Genomic DNA, 22,181 nt, shown 5'->3' with positions numbered 1-22,181 from the left:
CGGCCCTCCTCCGCCCAGTCCACGCAAAGGAACCCCCGTGACAGCAGCCGACGGAACCCGCCCCAGGCGCAGATCCACCGCACGCCCCGCCGCTCCCGCGCCCAGCGGCCCGCCGCAGACGGTGCTCGTCCAGATCCGGGCGCTGCTGCCCTCGCTGGCGCCCGCCGAGCGCCGGGTCGCCGAGGCCGCGCTCGCCGATCCGGCGAACGTGGCCGCGCAGACCATCAGCGAGCTGGCCGCCGAGTGCCGCACCTCGGAGACCACCGTGATGCGGTTCTGCCGCACGCTCGGCCTCAAGGGGTACCCGGACCTGCGGATCGGCCTGGCCTCGGCCGCCAGCGTCGAGGAGAGCAGCGCGGGGTGGAGCCCGGTCGGCGCGGACATCGGCCCGCGCGACTCGCTGGCCGACATCGTCGCCAAGCTCGGTTTCGCCGACGCCCGCGCGGTCGAGGACACCGTCGGCCAGCTCGACCTGCACGCCCTGAAGCGGGCGGTGGACGCGGTCTCCTCGGCCGACGGCATCGACGTGTACGGGGTGGGGGCGAGCGGCCTGGTCGCCCTGGACCTGCAGCAGAAGCTGCACCGGATCGGCCGCCGGGTCAACGCCTGGGTGGACCCGCACATCGCGCTGACCTCGGCGGCGCTGCTGCGGAGCGGCGACGTGGCGATCGGGGTGTCGCACACCGGCGACACCGCGGCCACCGTGGAGGTCCTCGCGGAAGCCCGTCGCAACGGGGCCACCACCCTGGCGATCACCAACTTCCCGCGCTCGGAGATCACCGAGCACGCCGACCACGTGCTGACCACGGCGGTGCGCGAGACCACCTTCCGCTCCGGCGCGATGGCCAGTCGGATCGCCGCGCTCACGGTCGTGGACTGCCTGTTCGTCGGAGTGGCCCAGCGCCACCGGGCCCGCACGCTGAAGGCCCTGGAGCGCACCTACACGGCGGTGCGCAACCACCGCCTCTAGGGCCGGGCCGGGCCCGGCGCCGGACCGCCGCGAGCGCCCCGGCACGCTCGGATCGGCTGCGCCGCCAGGGCGTCGGCCACCCGCCCGCGGGCGGCGGCCAGGCGGCGGCGGGCCTCTTCGGGCCCGCAGTCGGCCAGCAGGCAGACCAGGGCCGTCTTCAGTTCGCCGTCCGTCGCGGTGAGGGCGTGCGCGCAGCGCTCCTCGTCGAGCCCGGTGGCCTCCATCAGGATGGTCACCAGTCGGCCGCGCAGCTTGGCGTTGCTGGCGGAGACGTCCACCATCAGGTTGGAGTAGGTGCGCCCCAGCGCGACCATCACGGCGGTGGAGAGGCCGTTGAGAACGAGTTTGTGGGCGCTGGCGGCCTTGAGCCGGGTGGATCCGGCGATGGCCTCGGGGCCGGTGTCGACGGCGACGTGCACGTCGGCCAGGTGCGCGAGCGGCGCGTCGGGATTGGCGCTGACCAGGGCGGTGAAGGCGCCGGCGGCCCGGGCCGCGGCCAGCGCGCCCGCCACGTAGGGGGTGCGGCCGCTGGCGGCGACGCCCACCGCCACGTCGCCCGGGCCCACGTCGGCGGCGTCGGCGGCGCCGAGTTCCTCGCTGTCCTCGCTGCCCTCGACGGCGGTGACCAGCGCGGCCGGGCCGCCCGCGTGGTGGGCGACGACGACGCCGGGCGGCAGCGAGAAGGTCGGGCCGAGCTCCGCGGCGTCGACCACGGCGGTGCGTCCGGAGGTGCCCGCGCCGAAGTAGTGCAGCCGGCCGCCGGCGCGCAGCCGTTCGACCGCGGCCTCCACCACGGCCGCGAGCCGGGGCAGCACCTCGGCCACGGCGGCGGGGACGAGGGCGTCCTCGGCGTTGAGCAGCCGCAGGACCTCGAGCGGGTCGGCCCGATCGATGCCGAGGGTGCGGGGGTTGCGCCGCTCGGTGGGCGACACGACGCGGACGGAACGGCTCGGGGTCATCGGGTGTCCTCTCGGTTTCTGTCATCGTCCTGCCCGGTACGTTGTTTTGCAACATCGACCTTCGCCACTTTCGTTGCTTTGCACCTGTCCGGACGTCAACAACCCCCAGCTCCAGGCGAGTCACCGAGTTACGAACTTCAAACCTCTCGCGTAACTCATTGACGAGAGCGGGTCGCGGCTCCTACGGTCGGCGCACTGCAGCTGCGCCCTCACGCACCGGTTGATCGGAGTCCCGCTCCCATGAAGAACGCCAGACGCGCCGCCCTCCCCCTCGCGACGGCCCTCCTGCTCGGCGGCACCGCTGCCTGCTCCCCCGGCGCGGGGTCCTCGGACTCCGCCGGAGGCGGAACGTTCACCACCATCGACGGCAACCACCCGATCTCGGCCGGCGCCCCGATGAACCCGTTCAACGCCGCCGGGAACACCTTCCTCGGCTACGACACCATGCAGCTGGGCTTCACCAAGAAGAACCCGCAGGACCCGAACGACTTCTTCCCCGGCCTGGCCCGGAGCTGGAAGACCACCGACACCTCGATCACGGTCGAGCTGGAGCCCGACGCCGAGTGGTCCGACGGCACGCCCGTCACCGCCGAGGACGTCAAGGCGTCGATGGCCATCGCGCTCACCCAGGGCTCGGCCACCATCGGGGCCGGCCTGCTCACCCAGGGCCTGGACGTCGCCGAGGTCAGGGAGACCGCGCCGCACACCTTCGAGATCGGCCAGGTGCCCGGTGCCCGGAACATCCAGTTCCCGCGCCTGGTGCTCACCCAGAAGATCGTCCCCGCCGCGGTGTACGGCGCCCTGCTGCCCGCCGACGTCTGGGACGTGATCCACGCCAGCCAGAGCGCCGACCCCGCGCAGGCCGACGCCGCGAAGGCGGCCGTCGACAAGCTCAACGAGATCGGCAAGAAGGTCTCCGCGTTCGCCCCCGCCAAGGACGTCTCGGCCGGCCCGTTCGTCATCACCCGGGTCAACCCGGGCTCCGCGGTGCTCGACCGCAACCCGCACTTCTTCGCCGCCGCCAAGATCGGGCCCAAGCAGGTGGTGGTGCGCAACTACACCGGCAACGAGCAGATCTGGAGCTACATGACCAACGGCGAACTGGACGCCGCGCCGTTCACCGCCATCCCCGACAACGTGCTCCAGCGCATCCTGAAAGCCGGCAACCGGCGCGTCGACGCCATCAACTACGTGGACGCGGCGATCGCCTTCAACCAGAGCGTCGCCCCGTTCGACAAGGTGGAGGTCCGGCGGGCGCTCGCGCACGTCATCGACCGCGCGGCCGTCACCAAGGTCGGCCAGCCGGTCGGCGGGACCGCCTCGAAGGCCACCACCGGCCTGATCGACAAGGTCGCCGAGAAGTGGCTCACGCCCGAGCAGCAGGCCGCGCTCGACCCGTACGCGCACGACGAGGCCAAGGCCGCCGAACTCCTTCAGCAGGCCGGGCTCACCAAGAAGGACGGCGCCTGGCACCTGCCCGACGGCACGCCGTGGACCCTCACCCTGCAGACCGTCAACGGCTTCAGCGACTGGATCGCCGGCGGCACCGTCGTCGCCAACCAGCTGACCGCCTTCGGCATCCCGACCAAGACCGCGCTGACCGCCGACTTCAGCACCTACAAGAAGGAGATGGCGGACGGCAAGTACCCCCTGGGCTTCTGGCTGACCGCGCTGGGCCCCGGCACCGACGCCGCCTTCCAGCGCCTGTACGGCGCGGACGACGGCTTCACCGCGATCGGCGCCAACGTCACGCACAGGTCCGGCCAGGGCTCGGGCAACTGGCTCAACACTCCGACCTCCTTCCCCCTCGACGGCGCCGCCGTCAACCCCGGCGAGCTGACCGCCAGGCTGACCGTCCTCAAGCCGGAGGAACAGCGGGACATCGTCCGGCAACTGGCCGGGCTCTCCAACCAGCAGCTGCCGGTCATCCAGATCTGGGACTACACCAACGTGCAGTTCGTGAACGACAAGCGGTTCACCGACTTCCCGAAGTCCGGTGAGGACGGCCTGCTGAGCAACTCGCCCGGCGTCTGGATGATGCAGGGCTACGTCCAGCCCAAGAACAAGCAGAAGTAGCGGCGGATGAAGGGCTTCCTCCTCCGGCTCGCGGCGAAGCTGGCCGCCGGCCTGGCGATGGTGTTCACCGTCGCCACCTTCACCTTCTTCCTCGTCCACGCCCTGCCCGGCAACCCCGGCGACGCGGCCTACGAGTCGTACGTGCTGGGCGGCATGCCGCCCGAACTGGCCCGGGCCAAGGTCGCCGTCGTGTACGGGTTCACCTCGCACGAGCCGCTGGTGGACCAGTACCTGGGCTACCTGGGCCAGTTGCTCCACGGCAACCTGGGGGTGTCGATCTCCTACAGCGGCGTCCCGGTCGCGGACGTGATCCGCGCGGCCGTGCCCTGGACGGTGCTGCCGGTGCTGTCCGGGCTGGTGCTCAGCTTCCTGGTCGGCTGCGCCGCCGGGGTGGTCGCCGCCGTGCGGCGCGACTCCCGCAGCGGGGGCCTGCTGTCGCTGTCCGGCTCGCTGATGGCGGGCGTGCCGTCGTTCGTCCTGGCCCTGCTGCTGGCGTTCCTGTTCCACACCCTGTGGAACGTGCTGCCCTACGGCGACACCAGCGACGTGACCATCGCCCCCGGCTTCACCGCCGAGTACCTCGGTTCGGTCGCCACCCACGCCGTCCTGCCGGTGGCCACCTACGCGCTGCTCAGCTACGGCGGCTGGCTGCTGACCATGAAGTCCAGCGTGGCCTCCGTCCTCGGCGACGACTTCATCCTCGCCGCCGAGCTGCGCGGCATCGCCCCGGCCACCCGGATGCGCTACGTCGGCCGCAACGCCGTGCTGCCGCTGTTCACCACGCTCGCCCTGTCGGTCGGCCACATGTTCGCCGGCTCGGTGCTGATCGAGGACGTCTTCGACTACCCGGGCCTGGGCAACCTGCTGCTCAAGAGCATCGGCAACCGGGACTACCCGCTGATGGGCGGCGCCTTCCTGCTGATCACGGTGACCATCGTGGTCGCCAACATCCTCGCCGAGCTGCTGTACTCGGTGATCGACCCCCGGGTGAGGCGATGACCGTGACCCTCCCGCAGCCCCTCCCCCGCACCCGCCGCACCCGGGCCCTGCGGGTGCTGACCCGCCGCCCCGGCCGGATCGTCGGCCTCGGCATCATCGTGCTGTTCGCCCTGACGGCCGCCTTCGGACCGCTGCTGTACCCCGGGACGATCGCCGTCGACCCGGAGGCCGTCTACGCCCCGCCCAGCACCGCGCACTGGCTCGGCACCGACTTCGCCGGCTCCGACGTGCTCCAGGAGGTGGTGGTCGGCGCCCGCTACGTGCTGCTCACCGCGGCGGTCGCGGCCCTGGTCGCCGCCGCCGTCGGCACCCTGGTCGGCCTGGTCGCCGGCTTCCGGCGCGGCCTCGCGGACTCCGGCCTGATGCGGCTGACCGACTTCGTCCTCACTCTGCCCGGCCTGCCGCTGCTGATCGTGCTGTCCACGCTGTGGAGCTTCGACAGCGCGTTCCAGATGGGCCTGGTGCTGGGCGCCACCGGCTGGGGCGGTGTCGCCCGCGCGGTGCGCGCGCAGACCCTGTCCCTGCGCGAGCGCGGCTTCCTGGAGGCGGCCCGGGGCCTGGGCCTGCCGCAACGGCACATCCTGCTGCGCGAGTTGCTGCCGAACATCGCCCCGTACGTCGCGATGAACCTGCTGCTGTCGGTGATCGGCTTCATCGGGGCCGAGGTCGCGCTGTTCTTCCTCGGCGTCGTGCCGTTCTCCAGCGAGAACTGGGGCGTGATGCTCAACCAGGCGGTCTTCTCCGGCGGCGTGATGAGCAGCCCCGAGGCGCTGACGTACCTGCTGGCCCCACTGGCCTGCATCCTGCTCATCACCCTCGGCATCGTGCTGTTCATGGACGCCGTCGACGAACTGTTCAACCCGAGACTGCGGGAGCGGTCATGACCGATCCGACGCCGAACCACGACGGGGCCGCGACGGCCGGGGCCCGCCCGGCCGAGGTCGCGATCCGCGACCTGACGGTCGTCTACCGCACCGAGCACGGCGACCTGCCCGCGGTCTCGCACGCCTCGCTGGACCTGCGGGCCGGTGAGATCACCGGCCTGGTGGGTGAGTCCGGCTCCGGCAAGTCCACCCTGGCGCTCTCCCTGCTCAACGCCGTCCCCGACCCGGGCCGGATCACCGCCGGGAGCGTCGAGGTGGCGGGCGTCGGCGACGTCACCCGGCTGTCCGGGCGACGGCTGCGCCGCACCCGGGGCGGCGCGCTCGGCTACGTCTTCCAGGCGTCGCAGAACTCGCTCAACCCGCTGAAGACGGTCGGGAAGCAACTGCTGGACCTCGGCCGCTCCCACGAGGTCGAGGACCTGCGCGGCCTGGTGCGCCGGGCCAAGGACCTGTGCGAGCGGATGGGCCTGGACGCCGACCGGGTGCTGGACTCCTACCAGCACGAGCTGTCCGGCGGCATGCGCCAGCGGGTGGGCATCGTGCTCGCCCTGGTCCTCAACGCCAAGGTGCTGGTCCTGGACGAGCCGACCACCGCGCTCGACATGATCTCCCAGGCCGCGGTGCTCGACATCGTGCGCAGCGTGCACCGCGAGAACGGGCTGGCCACCCTCGTGGTCACCCACGACATGGGCGTGGTCTCGGAGGTCGCCGACCGGCTCGCGGTGATGTACGGCGGGCGGATCGTGGAGCACGGCCCCGCCGGGGAACTGCTCCGGCGGCCCTCGCACCCGTACACCCGGGCCCTGATCGGCGCCACCGCCCGCATCGTCGGCGACACCGGCCTCGCCCGGGCGCTGCCCGGGCAGCCGCCGGACCTCACCACCCTCGCCCGGCGGGGCTGCGTCTTCCGGGACCGCTGCCCGCTGGCGATGCCGGTGTGCGAGGAGAGCGACCCCGCGCTGGACGAGTGGGCACCCGACCGGTTCCGGGCCTGCCACGCGGAACCGGTGGACCGGGCCCCCGTGGCCGCCGCCGTGCCCGCGCCCCGGACCGGGGCCCAGGACGACCCGTCAGGAGGACGACCGTGATCGAGGCCAGGAACATCACCCGCACCTACACCGGCCGCGGCGCCTTCACCGGCACCCGCACGGTCCACGCCCTGCGCGGCGTCGACTTCGCCCTGCCCAGGGGGGGCGCGGTCTCCTTCATCGGCGAGTCCGGCTGCGGCAAGACCACCCTGGGCAAGATCCTCACCGGGCTGGAGACCTTCGACGACGGTGCACTGCTCGTCGACGGAACGGACCTGTCGAAGCTGCCGGCGCGTCGGCGCGCCCCGTACTTCCGGCGGATCCAGCTGATCCACCAGGACCCGTACTCGGCGCTCAACCCGACCCGGGACGTCGGGCAGATCCTCGGCGACCCGCTGCGGATGCGCGCCCGGGAGACCGGCGCCACCGGCGCGCAGCAGCGCGAGCGCGCCGCCGAACTGCTGGAACTGGTCGGCCTGCGTCCCGGCGTGCTGGCCAAGTACCCGCACCAGCTCTCCGGCGGGCAGCGCCAGCGCGTCGTCATCGCCCGGGCGCTGACCGTCGACCCGGAGGCGCTGGTCGCGGACGAGTCGGTGTCGATGATCGACGTGTCGATGCGGCTGGGCGTCCTGTCGCTGCTGCGGGACCTGCGCGAACGGCTCGGCCTCTCGCTACTGTTCATCACCCACGACGTGGCCACCGCCCGCTACCTCGGCGAGGGCGGCGAACTGCACGTCATCTACCGCGGCCAGGTCATCGAACGCGGCCCCACCGACTCCGTCGTCCAGCGGCCCGTGCACCCCTACACCCAGTGCCTGCTGTCGGCGATCCCGGTGCTGCGCGGCTTGGAGGAGCCGGGGCCCGACCGGCTGGTGCCGCTCGCCGCCCTGGACGAGCGGGTGGCCACCCCGGGGTGCCTGTTCGCCCCGCGCTGCCCCTTCGTGAGCGCCGAGTGCGCCGACGGGCGGCCCGTGCTCACCCCGCTCCCGGCCGACGACGCGCACCGGCACGCCTGCCTGCACCCGCGGGCGCGCCGGGTGGTGGCCACCGAGGCCGCGGCGGTGCGCTGACGCCCCGTCGGCCCTGGACCGGATGTCGCGGGCCCCGGCCCGGGGCTCGACGATTCGTCGATCGCCCGGGCGGCGGCGCGGCTCGTACCGTGGCGGACGTGGAGCTCCCCGTGCAGTGCGGCAGGCCGGTCCGGGCGGGCCGGGGGCGTCGTCCGGCCGTCGGACCGGGCCGCGTCTCAGGGCCGACGCGGTTCCGCCGCCGCGGCGGTCCCCGGCCCCGCCACGACCAGCAGGTAGCGGCCCCGCGGGTCCAGCGCGGTCAGGCGGTGCGCGACGGCGGCGTCGTAGTGCAGCGCCTCGCCGGCCTCCAGCTCGAAGCGTTCGCCGCCGACCTCGGCGGCGACGCGCCCGGTGAGCACCACGCACAGCTCCTCCCCCGGGTGGGAGGTGGTGAAGGCGTGGTGGGCCGGGGTGCCCTCGGCCAGCACCGCCTCGAAGCGGCGCGCCCCGACCGGGGTCAGCGGGAAGGTCCGCCCCTCCCCGGGCGGCCACGCCCGGGGCTCGCGGCGCGGCCGGTGCACCACCTCGGACGACGGGGACGGCGGCCCGAGCTGCCGGGCCGCCGCGGGGGCCCCGCCCAGCAGCACCGACAGCGGCGTCTGCACCGCCTCGGCGATCCGCTCCAGGGTGCGCAGCGTGGGGTTGGCGTCACCGGCCTCCAGGCGGCTGAGGAAGCTGCGCGACAGGCCGCTGCGCTGCGCCACCCCGTCCAGGGTGAGCTGGAGACGGGCCCGGGCCGCGTGCAGCCGCTCGCCGAGACGGGCCGCCGCGCCGTCCCCGCGGGCGTCGGCGGCCCCCGCTCCGTCGTCCGCAGCGTGGCGTCCCGGTCCCACCGTCTCCCCCGTCCCGTCCCGCCCGTTCGGACGTCCGCCGTCCACCGCGGCCGGGTGCCCCGCACGCTACCGGTCCCGCTCCGCCACGCCAGCAGGGAGTACTCCGTGAACCGCACCCGCCGCCCGGCCCCGCCCGCCGGGACCTGCCGATGACGGCCGCCGGCTACGCCTCCGCCTGGTCCGAACCGGCCGCGACGCTGGCCGACGCCGCGGACCAACTCGGCGGGACCGAGGAGCGGTTGGCCCGGGTCATGCTCGCCGACTGGCCCGACTCGGCGCTGCGCCCGCCGACCGCGCTGCTGGCCGAGGCCGGCGCCGGGTGCGGCGACCTGCACCGGCTGGTGCGGGCGGCGGGGTTCCGCGACCTGGGCGAGCTGCAGGCCCGGGTCACCGAACGGCTGGACGGGGAGCTGACCGCCCCGCAGGAGCGGTTCCGGGCCCGGCTGCGTCCGGCCCAACTCCCGGGCCTGACACGGCGGATGGCCGAGCGGGAAGCGGCGAACGTCGCCGCCACCCTGGACGGGGCCGCCGACGACGGCACGCTGGACGCCGCCGCGCGCTCCCTGCTGGCGGCCCGGCAGCGCTTCGTCCTGGGCACGGGCCGCAGCCGGGGCCTGGCCCACCTGCTGGCGGCCGACCTGGGGAGCGTGCTCGGCCGGGTCGTCCTGCTGGACGGCGGCACCGACCGCGCGGTGGAGGCGCTGACCGACGCGGGCCCCCGGGACGTGGCGGTCGTCTACTCGGTGCGCCGCTACGACCGCTGGACGCTGCGGGCCGCGCAGGCGCTGCGCGGCCGCGGCGTGCCGCTGGTGGCCGTCGTGGACGGCCACGGCTCGCCGGTCGCCCCGCTCGCCGACCGGACGCTGACCGCGGCGACGGGCGGCCCGTCGTTCGCCGACTCGCCGACCGCGCTGGTGGCCCTCGGGCACGCCCTGGTGACGGCGGCGGCCGCCCGTTCCAAGGGGGCGTTGCGCCGGCTGGAGCGCCGGGAGGAAGCCGACCGGCTGCTGGGCCGCCTCCCCGACGACTGACCCGCCCCGCTCCCCTGCCCGCACCCTCGACCATCCCGCGAACGAGCAGCTCCCCGACGAGCATTGGTGACCCATGACTTCAGCAGTTCCCGGCCGGCCCGCCCCGGGTGCCTGGCCCTCCCCGATCGACGCCGAGGACGTGGCCCGCGAGGACGGCGTCCCCGGCTGGGCGGAACTCGTTCCCGAGGCCGCCGGCCCTGCCGTCTGGTGGGACGAGCCCCGCCCGCTGGAGGGCGGCCGCCGCTGCGTGGTGCGGCGCGCGCCGGACGGCACGGTGCAGGACCTGCTGCCGGAGGGGTTCAACGCCCGCAGCCGGCTGCACGAGTACGGCGGCCGGGCCTGGCGGCCGGTGTCCCTGCCCGCGGACGGCCCGACCGGGTCCCGGCCCGCCCTGGTCTTCGTCGACTGGCACGACCAGCGCCTGCTGCTGGCCGTCCCCGGGGCCCGGCCGCGGCCGTTGACCGGCGCCGCCCCGGACGCGGCGGGCGGCCCCCCGGTGCGCTACGGCGACCTGTACGCGCCGCCCGGCCGGGCCGAGGTGTGGTGCGTGCGCGAGAGCGTCGGGGCGCATCCGCGCGAGGTGCGGCGCGCGCTGGTGGCGGTGCCGCTGGACGGCTCGGCCGTCGGCGACCCGGCCCGGGTGCGGGTGCTGGCCGACGGCTACGACTTCCTGGCCTGCCCGCGGCTGTCCCCGGACGGGCGGCACCTGTCGTGGATCGGCTGGAACCACCCCGCCATGCCGTGGGACGGCACCGAGCTGTGCGTCGCCGCGCTGGATGGCCCGGGCGCGCCCCGGGTGGTGGCGGGCGGCGCGGACTGCTCGGTGGTCCAGGCGGAGTGGCGGGACGCGGACACCCTGTGGGCGGTGGCCGATCCGGACGGCTGGTGGAACCTGCGGCTGGTGCCGCTGGACGGCGGCCCGGACCGGGCCGTCGCGCCCCGCGCGGAGGAGTTCGGCGGGGCGCTGTGGCGGCCGGGCGCCACCTGGTTCGCGCCGCTGCCGGACGGCCGGGCGGTGGCCGTGCACGGCACCGGCAGCGACCGCCGCCTGGGCGTGGTAGACCCGGCGGACGGCAGCGTGCGCGACCTGCCGCTGCCCTACAGCGACTTCGCGGCGACGGTGCACGCGGCCGACGGGCGCGCGGTGTGCGTGGCCGGTTCGCCGGACGCCCACCACCGCGTGGTGCTGGCCGACCTGGCCGCGGCCGGCACCGGAGAACCGCTGCACGAGGCGCTGACCGGCGACGCCCTCGCGCCGCAGTCGGCCGACTGGCTGCCGCGCCCCCGCACCGAGGTGTTCCACGACACCGCCGGACAGCCGGTGCACGCCGTGCTGTACCCGCCGCGCAACGCCGACCACGCGCTCGCCCCGGGCGAGTCGCCGCCGTGGGTGGTGTTCGTCCACGGCGGCCCGACCGGCAGCTCTCCGATGGCCCTGGACCTGGAGATCGCCTACTTCACCAGCCGCGGCATCGGCGTGGCCGACGTCGACTACGGCGGCTCCACCGGCTACGGCCGCGCCTACCGCGAGCGGCTGCGCGGCACGTGGGGCGTCGTGGACGTCGCGGACTGCGCGACGGTGGCCCGCGGCCTGGTCGCCCGCGGCCTGGCCGACGAACGCCGCCTGGCGGTGCGCGGCGGCAGCGCGGGCGGCTGGACGGCCCTGGCCTCGCTCACCTCGGCGGGCCTGTACGCGGGCGCCGTCTCGCACTACGGCATCACCGACCCGCTGGCCTGGGCCGCGGACACCCACGACTTCGAGTCCCGCTACCTGGACGGGCTGATCGGCCCGCTCCCGGAGGCCGCCGCCCGCTACGAGGAGCGCTCGCCGGTGCGGCACGCCCACCGGGCGAGCGGACCGGCCCTGCTGATGCACGGCCTGGAGGACGTGGTCGTGGGGCCGGAGCAGTCCCGGGCCTTCGCCGCGGCGATGGAGGCCGCCGGGCTGCCGTGCACCCTGCTGGAGTTCCCGGGCGAGCAGCACGGCTGGCGGAGGAGCAGCACGATCGTCGCCGCCCTGCGCGCCGAACTCGCCTTCTACCAAGAGGTCTTCGGACTCACGGAGCAGTCGGCCGGGCCGCCCCGGTCGCAGCCGTCCCCCGCCGAGGCCCCCGCCCTGGAGGACCACCGGTGACCGCCCCCCGCACCCGCACCCCCGTCCCCCGTACCCCCGTCCCCCGTACCCCGGCCCTGCGGCCGGGCCGCCCGACCGCGCCCGCCGCACCCGTCGGGCCGCCGCCCTCCGTTCACCGCCCCGCCCCGGAGGGCGGCCGGTGACCGCCCCCCGCACCGGGTCCGTGCCGCTGCTGCGGCCTCCGGCCCTGCGCCAGGGCGACACGGTGGCGGTCGTCGCGCCCGCCGGGCCGGTGGAGCCGGCGCGGCTGGCGCACGGCGTCGAGGTGCTGGAGTCCTGGGGTCTGCGGGTGTCGGTGATGCCGCACGTGTCCGCCGCTCACCTGGGGCACCTCGCGGGACGGGACGTGGACCGGGCGTCCGACCTGCAGGCGGCCTGGACCGATCCGGGGATCGCGGCGGTGCTGTGCGCCCGTGGCGGCTACGGCTGCCAGCGGACGGCGGACCTGCTGGACTGGGCGGCGCTGGCCCGGGCCGTGCCGAAGCCGCTGGTCGGGTTCAGCGACGCCACCGAGCTGCACCGGCTGTTCGCCGCCCGGCTGGGCGTGGCCACCCTGCACGGACCGATGGTCGCCACCGCGGCGTTCGCCGAGCCGCAGTCCCTGGCGCACCTGCGCCGGGTGCTGTTCGCCCCCGGTTCGGTGCGCGAACTTCCTTTGTGCGAGGGCGCGTTGGTGGCCGGTCGAGCCCAGGGCGTGCTGGCCGGCGGGAACGCGAGCCTGCTGGCGTCCTCGCTGGGCGGGCCCGGTCCGGTGGTTCCGGACGGCTGCCTGCTGCTGCTGGAGGAGGTCGGCGAGGAACCGTACCGGCTGGACCGGATCCTCACCCAGCTGCGCCGGGCCGGTGCGCTCGGGGCGGCCGCCGGCATCGTGCTGGGCGACTTCACCGACTGCGGTCCGCCCGCCGCGGTGGCCGAGGTGCTGCACGACCGGCTGGGCGGGCTGGGCGTGCCGGTGGCGGCGGGGCTGCCGACCGGGCACGGCCGCGTCCAGCTGACGGTGCCGCTGGGCGTGCGCGCCGAACTGACCGCCGCCGGGCCCGGGGCGAGCACCCTGGTGCTGGCGGAGCCCCCGCTGGCACCGCCGGGCACGACGGAACACGACACGACCGACACCGACCGGAAGGACCCCCACCCGTGCGCGTCATGATCTCCGCCGACATGGAAGGCGCCACCGGCGTCACCTGGCCCGACGACGTGGAGCCGGGCACCGCGGCCTGGGAGCGGATGCGGCGCCTGCTGACCGGCGACGTCAACGCCTGCGTGGCGGGGCTGTTCGCGGGCGGCGCCACCGAGGTGCTGGTCAACGAGGCTCACTACACGCAGCGCAACGTCCTGATCGAGGACCTGGACGAGCGCGCCGAGCTCCTGACCGGCCGTCACAAGCCGCTGGGCATGATGCACGGGGTGCAGGACGCGGACGGCGTGGTGATGCTCGGCTACCACACCGGCGCGGGCGAGGAGGGGGTGCTCGCGCACACCTACCTGGGCACCGGCCTGGTCGACTTCCGGATCGACGGCGAGGCCGCCGACGAGGGCCGGATGAACGCGCTGGTCGCGGCCGAGCACGGGGTGCCGGTGCTGCTGGTCACCGGGGACGACCTGACCTGCGCGGCCGCCGGGCGCTGGGCACCGGGGGCGCGGACCGCCGCCGTGAAGCGGGCGGTCAGCCGGTACGCGGCGGTCTGCCTGCCGCCGGCCCGCAGCGCCGCCCTGATCGAGGCGGAGGCCGCGGCCGCGGCGCGGGCCGCGCTCGCGGCGGGGCGTCCGGTCGGGGTGCCGCGCGAGCACCGCTTCGAGGTGACCTTCCACGCCACCCACCAGGCGGCGGCGGTGGAGGCGGTGCCGACGGTGGAGCGGACCGGCCCGCGCACCGTCGCCTACACCGCGCCGAGCGCCACCGACGGCGCCCGCGCCTTCAAGGTGTGCACCACCGTGGCGGCGTCCGCCGCGGAAGCCCACTACGGCTGACACCCCCGCCGTCCCGCCCCGGAAAGGACCCGCCCCATGACCACCGCCCCCGCTCCCGAGTCCGGCCTCGCCGCCGCGGGCGACGACGCCGTCCGGCTCTGCCACGACCTGCTGCGCATCGACACCACCAACCCCGGGGACGGCACCGGCCCGGGCGAGCGGGCCGCCGCCGAGTACGCGGGCGCCGCGCTGGACGCGGCGGGCATCGCCGCGACCCTGGTGGAGGCGGCGCCGCGCCGCACCACGGTGCTGGCGCGGATCGGCGGCGAGGACCCGTCGCTGCCGCCGCTGCTGGTCCACGGCCACCTGGACGCCGTCCCGTTCGACGCCGCCGACTGGACGCGCCACCCGCTGTCGGGGGAGCTGGCCGACGGCTGCCTGTGGGGCCGCGGCGCGGTCGACATGAAGGGCACCGTGGCGATGGTGCTGGCGCTGGCGCGGCACTGGGCCCGCAGCGGGGTTCGGCCCCGGCGGGACGTGGTGCTGGCGCTCCTCGCGGACGAGGAGTCGACCGGCGACTTCGGCTCCCGGTTCGTGGTGGCCCGGCACCGGGAGTGGTTCGAGGGCTGCCGGGAGGCGATCAGCGAGTCCGGCGGCTTCTCGATCACCGCCCGCCCGGAACGCGGCCCGGAGGCCGGGCGGGAGCTGCGGGTGTACCCGGTGGCGGTCGGCGAGCGGGGCACCGCGTGGATGCGGCTGACCGCCCGGGGGACGGCCGGGCACGGCTCCAAGCAGAACCCGGACAACGCGGTGGCGACCCTGGTGCACGGCCTGTCCCGGCTGGCCGCGCACCGCTGGCCGACCGCGCCGACGCCGCCCGTGGAGGCCCTGCTGTCCGCCCTGGAGCGGGAGTTGGGTCTGCGCATCGACCGGTCCCGGCTGGAGGAGGAGGCGGCCCGGCTCGGGCAGCTCGGCGAGCTGTTCGACTGCACGGTGCGCGACTCGGCCAACCCGACGGTGCTGGTGGCGGGCGGCAAGGTCAACGTCGTCCCCGGCCGGGCGCACGCCGAGGTGGACGGCCGTTTCCTGCCCGGCCACCGGGAGGAGTTCCTGGCCACCGTGGACCGCCTGCTCGGCCCGGGCGTCACCCGGGAGTTCATCAACTGCGAGGACGCGGTGGCCGCCGACCACGAGGGCCCGGCGTTCGCGGCGATGGCCGGCGCGCTGCGCGCCGAGGACCCGCTGGCCCGGCCGGTGCCGTTCGTGATGTCGGGCGGCACCGACGCCAAGTCCTTCGCCCGGCTGGGCGTCCGCTCGTACGGCTTCGCCCCGCTGCTGCTGGACCCGGCGCTGCACTACTACGGCATGTTCCACGGCGCGGACGAGCGGGTGCCCGCCGCCGGGCTGGGCTTCGGCGTCCGGGTGCTGGACCGCTTCCTGCGGACGTACTGAGGGGGCGTCAGAACGCGGCCGCCTCGCGGGCGCGCAGGGCCAGCCACAGGTCGACCCGGTCCTCGGCGCGGTCCATGGGGCGGCCGGTCAGGCGGCCGATCTTGGCGATGCGGTTCTGCACGGTGTGCCGGTGCAGGCCGAGCAGGGCGGAGGTCTCGGCCCAGCTCCCGTTGGTCTCCAGCCAGACCCGGAGGGTCTCGGTCAGTTCGTGGTCGGGGTCGGCGGCGTCGAGGGCGGCGAGCGCGGTGTCGGCGAACGCGGCGAGCAGTCCCGGGCTGCCCAGGCTGAGCAGCAGGCGCACCGATCCGGCCTCGGCCGCGGTGACGGGGCGGCCGGCCTCGGTGCTGGCCGGGAGCAGGGCGTGGGCCTGGCGCAGGGAGAGCGCGGCGTGCTGGGGGGCGACCGCGGGGCCGATGCCGGCCGGGCGGCCCGGGGCGAAGCGGGCGAGCAGGGCGAGCGCGTCGGTGCCCTCGGGCACCACGGCCTCGACGGTGGTGCCGACGGCGCGGGCGAGGCCGCCGGGTATCGCCAGGGCCAGGTCGGCGGCGGTCTCGGCGGCCTCGCTGGGACGGCCCGTCCCGGCCGGATGGTCGGCGCGGGCGGCGACGTGCACGGCGAGGGCGCGCAGCGGCCCGGCCGACAGGTTGACCGAGGAGAGCAGGGCGGTGGCCCGGGAGGCGCTGAGGTCGGCGGCGAACAGCCGGCTGAGCACGGTGGTGCGGTGGCGGCGGTGGGGCTCCTCGGCGAGGTGGCGGCGTTCCAGTTCGACGGAGAGCAGCGAGACCAGGACGCTGCCCAGCAGCCGGGTCTCGGCGGTGCTCGCGCCGACCAGCACGACGAAGCCGCGCAGCCGGGCGGCGCCGAGCGGCTGGGCGTGCACGGGGCCGGCCGGCAGTTCGCCGCCGCCGCTGCCGCGCAGGCCGCGCAGGGCGACGGCGTCCAGGATCGTGGCGGCGCCCGCCAGCACCTCGGCGGCGTCGGCCCCGGCGGCGCCGAGCGGTCTGGCCAGCACGTCGCAGACGACGACGGCGACGCCGGTGGCGCGGTACCAGGCGGTGAGCAGGTCGGCGAGGCCGTCCGGGGAGGCCGCGGCCGCGGTGAGGCGGCGCTGGGTGCGCAGGGTGCGCTCCAGCAGGCGGCGTTCCTCGGCGGAGCGGGCGTCGAAGACGGCTTTGGTGACGGCGGCGGGCGAGGTGCGTTCGGGGACGGTGATCAGCGGGAGGCCGTGCCGGTCGGCGGCCCGGGCGAGGGCGGGCGGGATCTGCTGGTGGGGCAGGGAGGGGCCGAGGCCGAGCACGAGCGCGGCGGCGCCGGCCCGGTGGAGGTCGCCGATGAAGGCGGCCAGGTCCTCGGGGGCGGAACCCAGCAATAGGCCGGTGGTCATGACCACTTCGCCGCCCTCCAGCCAGGCGGACGGGTCGGTGGCCTCGGAGGCGTGGGCGGCCTCGACCGTGCGGCCCAGCCCGGCGGCCCCCGCGGCGAGGTGCAACCGCAGGGCGGGGATGGCCAGGAGGTCGCGGACGGTGAGGGGCATGGGCCGATCGTTCGACGGTTCGGGTGATCTTCGATGTGATAGCACAGAACGGCCGTCGTGCGCACCGGTCATGACAACGCCTCCGCTCCCGGCGGCGCGGCGAACGGGCCGTCGGGCCGGGTGCGGGGCGGGCGCGTTCCCTCCGGAGGGTGACCGGCCGGGGTCGGCGGGAACCCTTGACGGTGCCGTCGGCGGGTCGTACGTTCTGCGCTGCCGCAAATGTTTCCGGCAAGTTGCAGAGAACTTGCAGCAACTCCCCGCAAGCCGAAACGTTTCCGCACACTCCGGCTCCCACCCCACCAGGAGACCCCGTGGACCACCCCACCCCCGCGCCCCGCCACCGGCGCCGGGCCGCGCTCACCGCCGCGGCCCTGGCCGCCGTCACCGCGGCGACCGGCCTGGCCACCGCCCCCACCGAGGCCGCTGCCGCCACGCCCGGCAGCAGGACCGTCACCGCCACCCTGTTCGAGTGGTCCTACGCCTCCGTGGCGAAGGAGTGCACCAACGTGCTGGGCCCCAAGGGCTACGGCTACGTCGAGGTGTCGCCCCCGCAGGAGCACATCCAGGGCGGCCAGTGGTGGACGTCCTACCAGCCGGTCAGCTACAGGATCGCCGGGCGGCTGGGCGACGCCAACGCCTTCGGCGCCATGGTCAGCACCTGCCACGCCGCCGGGGTGAAGGTGGTCGCGGACGCCGTGGTCAACCACATGAGCGCGGGCTCCGGCACGGGCACCGGCGGAACGGTCTACACCAAGTACAACTACCCCGGCTCCTACCAGAACCAGGACTTCCATTCCTGCCGGACGAACATCTCGAACTACGCCGACCGCACCAACGTCCAGAACTGCGAGCTCTCCGGGCTGGCGGACCTCGACACCGGCAGCGACTACGTCCGCTCCACCATCGCCGCCTACCTGAACAGCCTGATCGCCAAGGGCGTCGACGGCTTCCGGATCGACGCCGCCAAGCACATCGCCTCCGGCGACCTCGCCGCCATCAAGGCCAAGCTGACCAAGCCGGGCATCTACTGGGCGCAGGAGGTCATCTACGGCGCGGGCGAGGCCGTGCAGCCCTCCGAGTACACCGGCACCGGCGACGTCGACGCCTTCATGGGCGCCTACGACCTCAAGCGGATCTTCACCGGCGAGAAACTCGCCTACCTGAGCAACTGGAACGACTCCTGGGGCGCGGGCTACCTGCCGAGCGCCAACTCCCGCACCTTCACCGACAACTGGGACACCGAGCGCAACGGCTCCACCCTCAACTACACGTACGGCAACACCTACACCCTCGCCAACGTCTACCTGCTGGCCTGGCCCTACGGCTCGCCCAACGTCTACTCCGGCTACGAGTTCAGCGACATCGACGCCGGCCCGCCGAACGGCGGCACTGTCAAGGCCTGCTACCAGGACGGCTGGAAGTGCCAGCACGCCTGGCGGCAGATCGCCAACATGGTCGGCTTCCGCAACGCCGTGAACGGCACCGCGGTCACCAACTGGTGGTCCGACGGCGACAACGCGATGGCCTTCGGCCGCGGATCCAAGGGCTACGTGGCCATCAACCACGAGAGCGGCGCGCTCACCCGGACCTTCCAGACCTCGCTGCCCGCCGGGAGCTACTGCGACGTCCAGCACGGCGACCCGGGCGCGGGCGGCGGTTGCAGCGGCCCCAAGTACACCGTCGCCGCCAACGGCACCTTCACCGCCACCATCGGCGCGGGCGACGCCGTCGCCCTGTACACGGGCGCGGGCGGCTGACCGCGAGCCCACGAACGCCGACGGGCCGCTCCCTCCCGCTGCGGGGCGGGTGGGGCGGCCCGTCGGTGCGCCCGCGTCCAGCGGGTCAGGGCCGGGTCAACCGCAGGCTGACCAAGGCGTACGGCGCCAGGCCCAGGGCGAGGGCACCGGCCGGGTACGGGTCGCCGGCGGGCGACTCGTCCAGGCGGACCGGTGCGGCCCGCCAGCCGTCGGGGAGTTCGACCTCTGCGGCGGCCTCCCGCCCGGTGGGGTTGGACAGGCGGAGCACCAGGCCGTCGCCGTCCTCCGCGCCCTTGAGGGCGGTCATCCGGGCGCCCCGCACCCGCAGACCGGGGGTGCCGGTCGCCGCGGGGGCGGTGCCGGGGCGCAGTTGGGCGGCGCGCAGCGGCACGGTGGCGGCCTCGGCCAGGTCGACCAGGTCGGCGTCGGTGGCGACGGGGGCGCCGACGGCCAGCGCCAGGTCGAAGGAGTGCCGTCGGCGGCACTGGGCTTCGGGGGTGGCCATCATCGGGCCCGCGCCGGTGGTGCGGGCGTTCAGGTCGAAGCGGGAGAGCCAGCCGACCGAACGCAGCAGGGTGACCACCAGCTCGTCCTGCCCGGAGGGGCTGAACTCGGCGGCCAGGCCGGTGCGTTCGGGCAGTCCGGCGGCGGCGACGGCGATCCGCAGCTCGCCGTCGCCGATCGCGGAGACGCTCTGCACGGGGACGCAGCCGTACTCGGCCTCGTGGGCGCGCTCGGTGGGCAGCGGGCCGAGGTCGGGGCCGACCGGGTGGTCGAGCAGGCTGTAGTGGGTGTCGGCGCTCCAGCGGGCGGACGGGGCCGGGGTCGGGAAGTGGACCCGGAGCCGGTGGTCGTCGGCGGTGTTGTCGAAGGTCACGTTCCAGCGCAGCGGGCCGTCGTGGCCGGGCCAGTGCGCGACGGTGACCGTGAGCGGGATCCCGACCGTGCCGGCCGTGCGGGTGGCGCGGTCGGCGGTGAGGCCGGTCGGCAGCTCGATCACCGCGTCGAGCTCCAGCACGGTGCGCACCGCGGAGGTGCGGCGGCGGGCGGCCAGCAGGCGCGGGGCGCGGGGCACGTCGTGCGGGACGGGGTCGAAGTTGTAGGTGTCGCCCCGGTCGCCGTCGTCCCACAGGGCGGCCAGACCCGGCAGTCGGGTGCCGTCGGCCAGCAGCAGGGTGAGTGCGGCGTCGTCCTGGGCGGTCAGGGTGGCGCCGTCGGCCAGCGGCAGGGTGCGCTCGCCCTCCTCGACGGTGGCGCCCGCGTCCGGCCGCGGGGTGTCGCCGAGGGCGACGGTGTGCACGGCGTGGCCGAGGGCGGGCACGTCGGCGGCCAGCAGGTGCAGGCGGTGGCGCAGGGCGGGGCGGGAGTCCGGGAGCAGGTCGAGGTCGGCCTCGAACGCGGTCTCCTCACCGAGGAGTTCACTCTCGAACGGGACGGGGGTGCCGTCCGGGCCGGTGACGGACTGCGGGTGGCGGCCGGGCGCGGTCAGCAGCTCGACGGTGACGGGGCCGGTGTGCGGGCACGGGTGCGGGTTGAGGACGGCGAAGGCGGCCCGTTCGGTCTCCGGGTCACCGTAGCGGCGGGTGTCCAGGCCGGCGGCGCCCAGGGCGCGCAGCACCAGGTGGTCGGCGGTCTGCCGGACCCGCTCGAAGCGGACCTCGTTCTCCCGGTGCACCTCGTCCACGCTGCAGCCGCAGATCGAGTCGTGCGGGGCGTTGCGCAGCAGCAGTTCCCAGGCGTGGCGCAGTTCGGCGGCCAGGGTGGCGTCGCCGGGGGCGTGCAGTGCCAGCAGGGGTTCGGCCCAGCGCTCCAGGTCGGTCTGGGCGGCGGCGTTGGCCTGCTTGAGGTAGGTGCGGGCCGAGAAGGTGCCGGGGAGCAGGAAGGTGAGCCGGCCGGGTCGGTGGCGCAGCGGTCCTTCGACCAGCGGGACGCCGCCCGCCTCGGCGGCCTCGCGGGCGGCGGCGAAGAACGCCGCCAGGGTGCTCTCGCTCAGGGCGGCGCCCTGCTCGGCGGCGGTGGGCGCGGTGGCGGCGATCGCCCCGGCGGGGTCGGTGGGGGCGAGGTGGTCGCCGCCGTTCATCAGCAGCCAGGGGCCGCCGGGCAGCCGGTCGCGTTCGGCGGTGAGGAAGTCCTCCAGGCGGGCGGCGCGGCCGGTGTCGCCGTCGGGTTCGGCCCACAGCACCTCGGCGGCGTGGTAGCCCTGGTTGGCGGCCAGCACCTGGGAGCCGTCGGGCGAGCGCCAGTGGAAGCGGGCGACGCCGTCGGGGGCGCCGCGCCACACCAGGGCGGTGTCCATGCCGAAGCCGTTGAGGATGCGCGGCAGGTCGGCGGGGTGGCCGAAGGTGTCGGGGCAGTAGCCGACGTCGGCGAGCACGCCGACCCGGGTGCCCCAGCGGCGGGCGGTCAGCAGGTTGCGCACCAGGTTCTCGCCGGAGACGAGCTGGTTGTCGGCGAGCACGTGCCAGGGGCCGAGGGTGAGACGCCCGGCCCGGGCGTGGGCGGCGAGCCGGTCGGCGAGGTCGGGGCGCAGCGCCTGGACGTCGGCGAGCACGATGGTCTGGCCGTCCAGGTGGAAGGTGGTCATCCGGCCGTCGTCGAGTTCGTCGCAGACGCGTTCGGCGAGTTCGACGAGGCGGGCGCGGTAGGACTCGAACGGGCGGTACCACTCGCGGTCCCAGTGCACGTGGGTGACGACGTGGCAGTCCACGGGCGGGGTGGTGGTCACGGCTGGTCCTCCGGGGCGGTGCGGGCGGTGGCGGGAGCGGCGGTGCGGGCGGTGGCGAGGGCGGTGGCGAAGCGGGCGGTCAGGGCGGCGGGGCGGGTGATGGCGCCGCCGACGACGACGGTGTGGGCGCCGGCGGCGAGGGCGGCGGCGGCTTCGTCGGGGGTGGTGATGCGGCCTTCGGCCACGACGGGGACGTCGAGGCGCTCGGCGAGGGCGCGCACCAGCGCCAGGTCGGGTCCGGCCTGGTCGGGGCTGTCGGGGGTGTAGCCGGAGAGGGTGGTGCCCACCAGGTCGGCCCCGGCGGCGGCCGCGGCCAGGCCCTCCTCCAGGGTGGCGACGTCCGCCATGACGGGGATGCCGCGGGCGTGCAGCGCCTCGATCGTCTCGGCGAGGGTGCGGCCGTCGGGGCGGGGGCGGCCGGTGCCGTCCAGGGCGACGACGTCGGCGCCGGCCTCGGCCACGGCGAGGGCGTGTTCGAGGGTCGGGGTGATGTAGGGGCCGTCCTCGCCGTCCTTCCACAGGCCGATGACGGGGAGCGGGACGGCCATCCGGACGGCGGCGATGTCGGCCGGGCCGTTGATCCGCACGGCGGCCGCGCCGCCGCTGTGCGCGGCGACGGCCATCTGCGCCATGAACTGCGGCCCGTGCAGCGGCTCGCCGGGCAGCGCCTGGCAGGAGACCACGAGCCGTCCGGCCAGGTCGGGCGGCAGGGGCGGGCGGCACGGCGGCGGCGCGGCGGGGAGCACGGTCGGCCTCTCTCGGCGGGTGTCGGGGAGCAGGCGCTCGACGGCCGTGCCCAGCGCGGTGACGACGTCCTGCCA

At 75.6% G+C, this 22,181-nt stretch carries 17 protein-coding genes; 12 read left to right on the top strand and 5 right to left on the bottom strand.

Annotated elements, in window-relative coordinates; translation table 11 throughout:
* The first annotated feature begins 37 nt into the window (after window positions 1–37).
* The gene (locus tag K353_RS23425) at window positions 38–970 is read left to right on the top strand and encodes a MurR/RpiR family transcriptional regulator (protein WP_111555521.1); all 933 of its coding nucleotides are present in this window, start codon (window positions 38–40) and stop codon (window positions 968–970) included.
* On the opposite strand, the gene murQ is transcribed toward K353_RS23425, so the two are convergent.
* Entirely contained in the window at window positions 967–1,929 is a 963-nt protein-coding gene (gene murQ, locus K353_RS23420) for an N-acetylmuramic acid 6-phosphate etherase (RefSeq protein WP_111555520.1), read from the bottom strand. The two genes, K353_RS23425 and murQ, sit on opposite strands and share 4 nt — an antisense overlap.
* Before the next feature lie 240 nt (window positions 1,930–2,169).
* Here murQ and K353_RS23415 point away from each other — a divergent pair, with 240 nt between their 5' ends.
* Genes K353_RS23415 through K353_RS23395 form a run of 5 tightly spaced genes read left to right on the top strand, consistent with a single transcriptional unit; the run spans window position 2,170 to window position 7,986 of the window.
* A complete protein-coding gene (locus K353_RS23415; protein WP_111555519.1) occupies window positions 2,170–4,005 on the top strand; it encodes an ABC transporter substrate-binding protein in 1,836 nt (611 codons plus the stop codon).
* Between the two features lie 6 nt (window positions 4,006–4,011).
* Window positions 4,012–5,004, top strand: coding sequence for an ABC transporter permease (locus K353_RS23410; RefSeq protein ID WP_111555518.1), 993 nt, complete (start codon window positions 4,012–4,014; stop codon window positions 5,002–5,004).
* Entirely contained in the window at window positions 5,001–5,888 is an 888-nt protein-coding gene (locus K353_RS23405) for an ABC transporter permease (RefSeq protein ID WP_111555517.1), read from the top strand. The genes K353_RS23410 and K353_RS23405 overlap by 4 nt, the downstream gene beginning before the upstream one ends.
* The gene (locus K353_RS23400; RefSeq protein WP_111555516.1) at window positions 5,885–6,976 is read left to right on the top strand and encodes an ABC transporter ATP-binding protein; all 1,092 of its coding nucleotides are present in this window, start codon (window positions 5,885–5,887) and stop codon (window positions 6,974–6,976) included. Before K353_RS23405 ends, K353_RS23400 begins: the two co-directional genes overlap by 4 nt.
* Complete coding sequence (locus K353_RS23395) at window positions 6,973–7,986, top strand: ABC transporter ATP-binding protein (RefSeq protein ID WP_111555515.1); 1,014 nt, start codon at window positions 6,973–6,975, stop codon at window positions 7,984–7,986. Before K353_RS23400 ends, K353_RS23395 begins: the two co-directional genes overlap by 4 nt.
* A 176-nt stretch (window positions 7,987–8,162) precedes the next feature.
* Here K353_RS23395 and K353_RS23390 read toward each other — a convergent pair whose 3' ends face one another.
* The gene (locus K353_RS23390; protein ID WP_158585471.1) at window positions 8,163–8,819 is read right to left on the bottom strand and encodes a helix-turn-helix domain-containing protein; all 657 of its coding nucleotides are present in this window, start codon (window positions 8,817–8,819) and stop codon (window positions 8,163–8,165) included.
* Window positions 8,820–8,968: 149 nt separating this feature from the next.
* On the opposite strand from K353_RS23390, the gene K353_RS23385 reads away from it, so the two are divergent.
* The 5 genes from K353_RS23385 to K353_RS23365 all read left to right on the top strand — a co-directional run bounded on the left by K353_RS23385 (window position 8,969) and on the right by K353_RS23365 (window position 15,344).
* Window positions 8,969–9,850, top strand: coding sequence for a MurR/RpiR family transcriptional regulator (locus tag K353_RS23385; RefSeq protein ID WP_111555513.1), 882 nt, complete (start codon window positions 8,969–8,971; stop codon window positions 9,848–9,850).
* Window positions 9,851–9,923: 73 nt separating this feature from the next.
* Window positions 9,924–11,984, top strand: a complete 2,061-nt coding sequence (locus K353_RS23380) for a prolyl oligopeptidase family serine peptidase (protein WP_111555512.1) — start codon at window positions 9,924–9,926, stop codon at window positions 11,982–11,984.
* A 139-nt stretch (window positions 11,985–12,123) separates the two neighbouring features.
* Window positions 12,124–13,131, top strand: a complete 1,008-nt coding sequence (locus K353_RS23375) for an LD-carboxypeptidase (RefSeq protein WP_111555511.1) — start codon at window positions 12,124–12,126, stop codon at window positions 13,129–13,131.
* A complete protein-coding gene (locus K353_RS23370) occupies window positions 13,119–13,952 on the top strand; it encodes a M55 family metallopeptidase (protein WP_111555510.1) in 834 nt (277 codons plus the stop codon). Before K353_RS23375 ends, K353_RS23370 begins: the two co-directional genes overlap by 13 nt.
* Before the next feature lie 36 nt (window positions 13,953–13,988).
* On the top strand, window positions 13,989–15,344 hold the full coding sequence (locus tag K353_RS23365; RefSeq protein ID WP_111555509.1) for a M20/M25/M40 family metallo-hydrolase: 1,356 nt from the start codon (window positions 13,989–13,991) through the stop codon (window positions 15,342–15,344).
* 7 nt (window positions 15,345–15,351) lie between these two features.
* Here K353_RS23365 and K353_RS23360 read toward each other — a convergent pair whose 3' ends face one another.
* The gene (locus K353_RS23360) at window positions 15,352–16,878 is read right to left on the bottom strand and encodes a PucR family transcriptional regulator (RefSeq protein WP_111555508.1); all 1,527 of its coding nucleotides are present in this window, start codon (window positions 16,876–16,878) and stop codon (window positions 15,352–15,354) included.
* 311 nt (window positions 16,879–17,189) lie between these two features.
* Between K353_RS23360 and K353_RS23355 the strand changes: the two genes are divergently transcribed.
* Window positions 17,190–18,635, top strand: coding sequence for an alpha-amylase family protein (locus tag K353_RS23355; protein WP_370447642.1), 1,446 nt, complete (start codon window positions 17,190–17,192; stop codon window positions 18,633–18,635).
* Window positions 18,636–18,720: 85 nt separating this feature from the next.
* On the opposite strand, the gene K353_RS23350 is transcribed toward K353_RS23355, so the two are convergent.
* Both K353_RS23350 and K353_RS35995 read right to left on the bottom strand, forming a co-directional pair.
* Window positions 18,721–21,360, bottom strand: coding sequence for a glycosyl hydrolase-related protein (locus tag K353_RS23350; RefSeq protein ID WP_111555507.1), 2,640 nt, complete (start codon window positions 21,358–21,360; stop codon window positions 18,721–18,723).
* The gene (locus K353_RS35995; protein ID WP_233533788.1) at window positions 21,357–22,070 is read right to left on the bottom strand and encodes an N-acetylmannosamine-6-phosphate 2-epimerase; all 714 of its coding nucleotides are present in this window, start codon (window positions 22,068–22,070) and stop codon (window positions 21,357–21,359) included. Before K353_RS35995 ends, K353_RS23350 begins: the two co-directional genes overlap by 4 nt.
* Window positions 22,071–22,181 lie beyond the last annotated feature (111 nt).

Source organism: Kitasatospora sp. SolWspMP-SS2h (assembly GCF_003259315.1).
In the GTDB taxonomy this organism is placed as follows: Bacteria; Actinomycetota; Actinomycetes; order Streptomycetales; family Streptomycetaceae; genus Kitasatospora; species Kitasatospora fiedleri.
Note: the sequence above shows the minus strand (reverse complement) of the source record. Positions and strands in the feature narration are given on the sequence as shown.

What these genes read in the sequence shown, in the direction of transcription:
- K353_RS23360 (WP_111555508.1), bottom strand. Translation starts at nt 16,878, where the DNA reads ATGCCCCTCACCGTCCGCGACCTCCTGGCCATCCCCGCCCTGCGGTTG.
- K353_RS23380 (WP_111555512.1), top strand. Translation starts at nt 9,924, where the DNA reads ATGACTTCAGCAGTTCCCGGCCGGCCCGCCCCGGGTGCCTGGCCCTCC.
- K353_RS23365 (WP_111555509.1), top strand. Translation starts at nt 13,989, where the DNA reads ATGACCACCGCCCCCGCTCCCGAGTCCGGCCTCGCCGCCGCGGGCGAC.
- K353_RS23400 (WP_111555516.1), top strand. Translation starts at nt 5,885, where the DNA reads ATGACCGATCCGACGCCGAACCACGACGGGGCCGCGACGGCCGGGGCC.
- K353_RS23415 (WP_111555519.1), top strand. Translation starts at nt 2,170, where the DNA reads ATGAAGAACGCCAGACGCGCCGCCCTCCCCCTCGCGACGGCCCTCCTG.
- murQ (WP_111555520.1), bottom strand. Translation starts at nt 1,929, where the DNA reads ATGACCCCGAGCCGTTCCGTCCGCGTCGTGTCGCCCACCGAGCGGCGC.
- K353_RS23410 (WP_111555518.1), top strand. Translation starts at nt 4,012, where the DNA reads ATGAAGGGCTTCCTCCTCCGGCTCGCGGCGAAGCTGGCCGCCGGCCTG.
- K353_RS23385 (WP_111555513.1), top strand. Translation starts at nt 8,969, where the DNA reads ATGACGGCCGCCGGCTACGCCTCCGCCTGGTCCGAACCGGCCGCGACG.
- K353_RS23405 (WP_111555517.1), top strand. Translation starts at nt 5,001, where the DNA reads ATGACCGTGACCCTCCCGCAGCCCCTCCCCCGCACCCGCCGCACCCGG.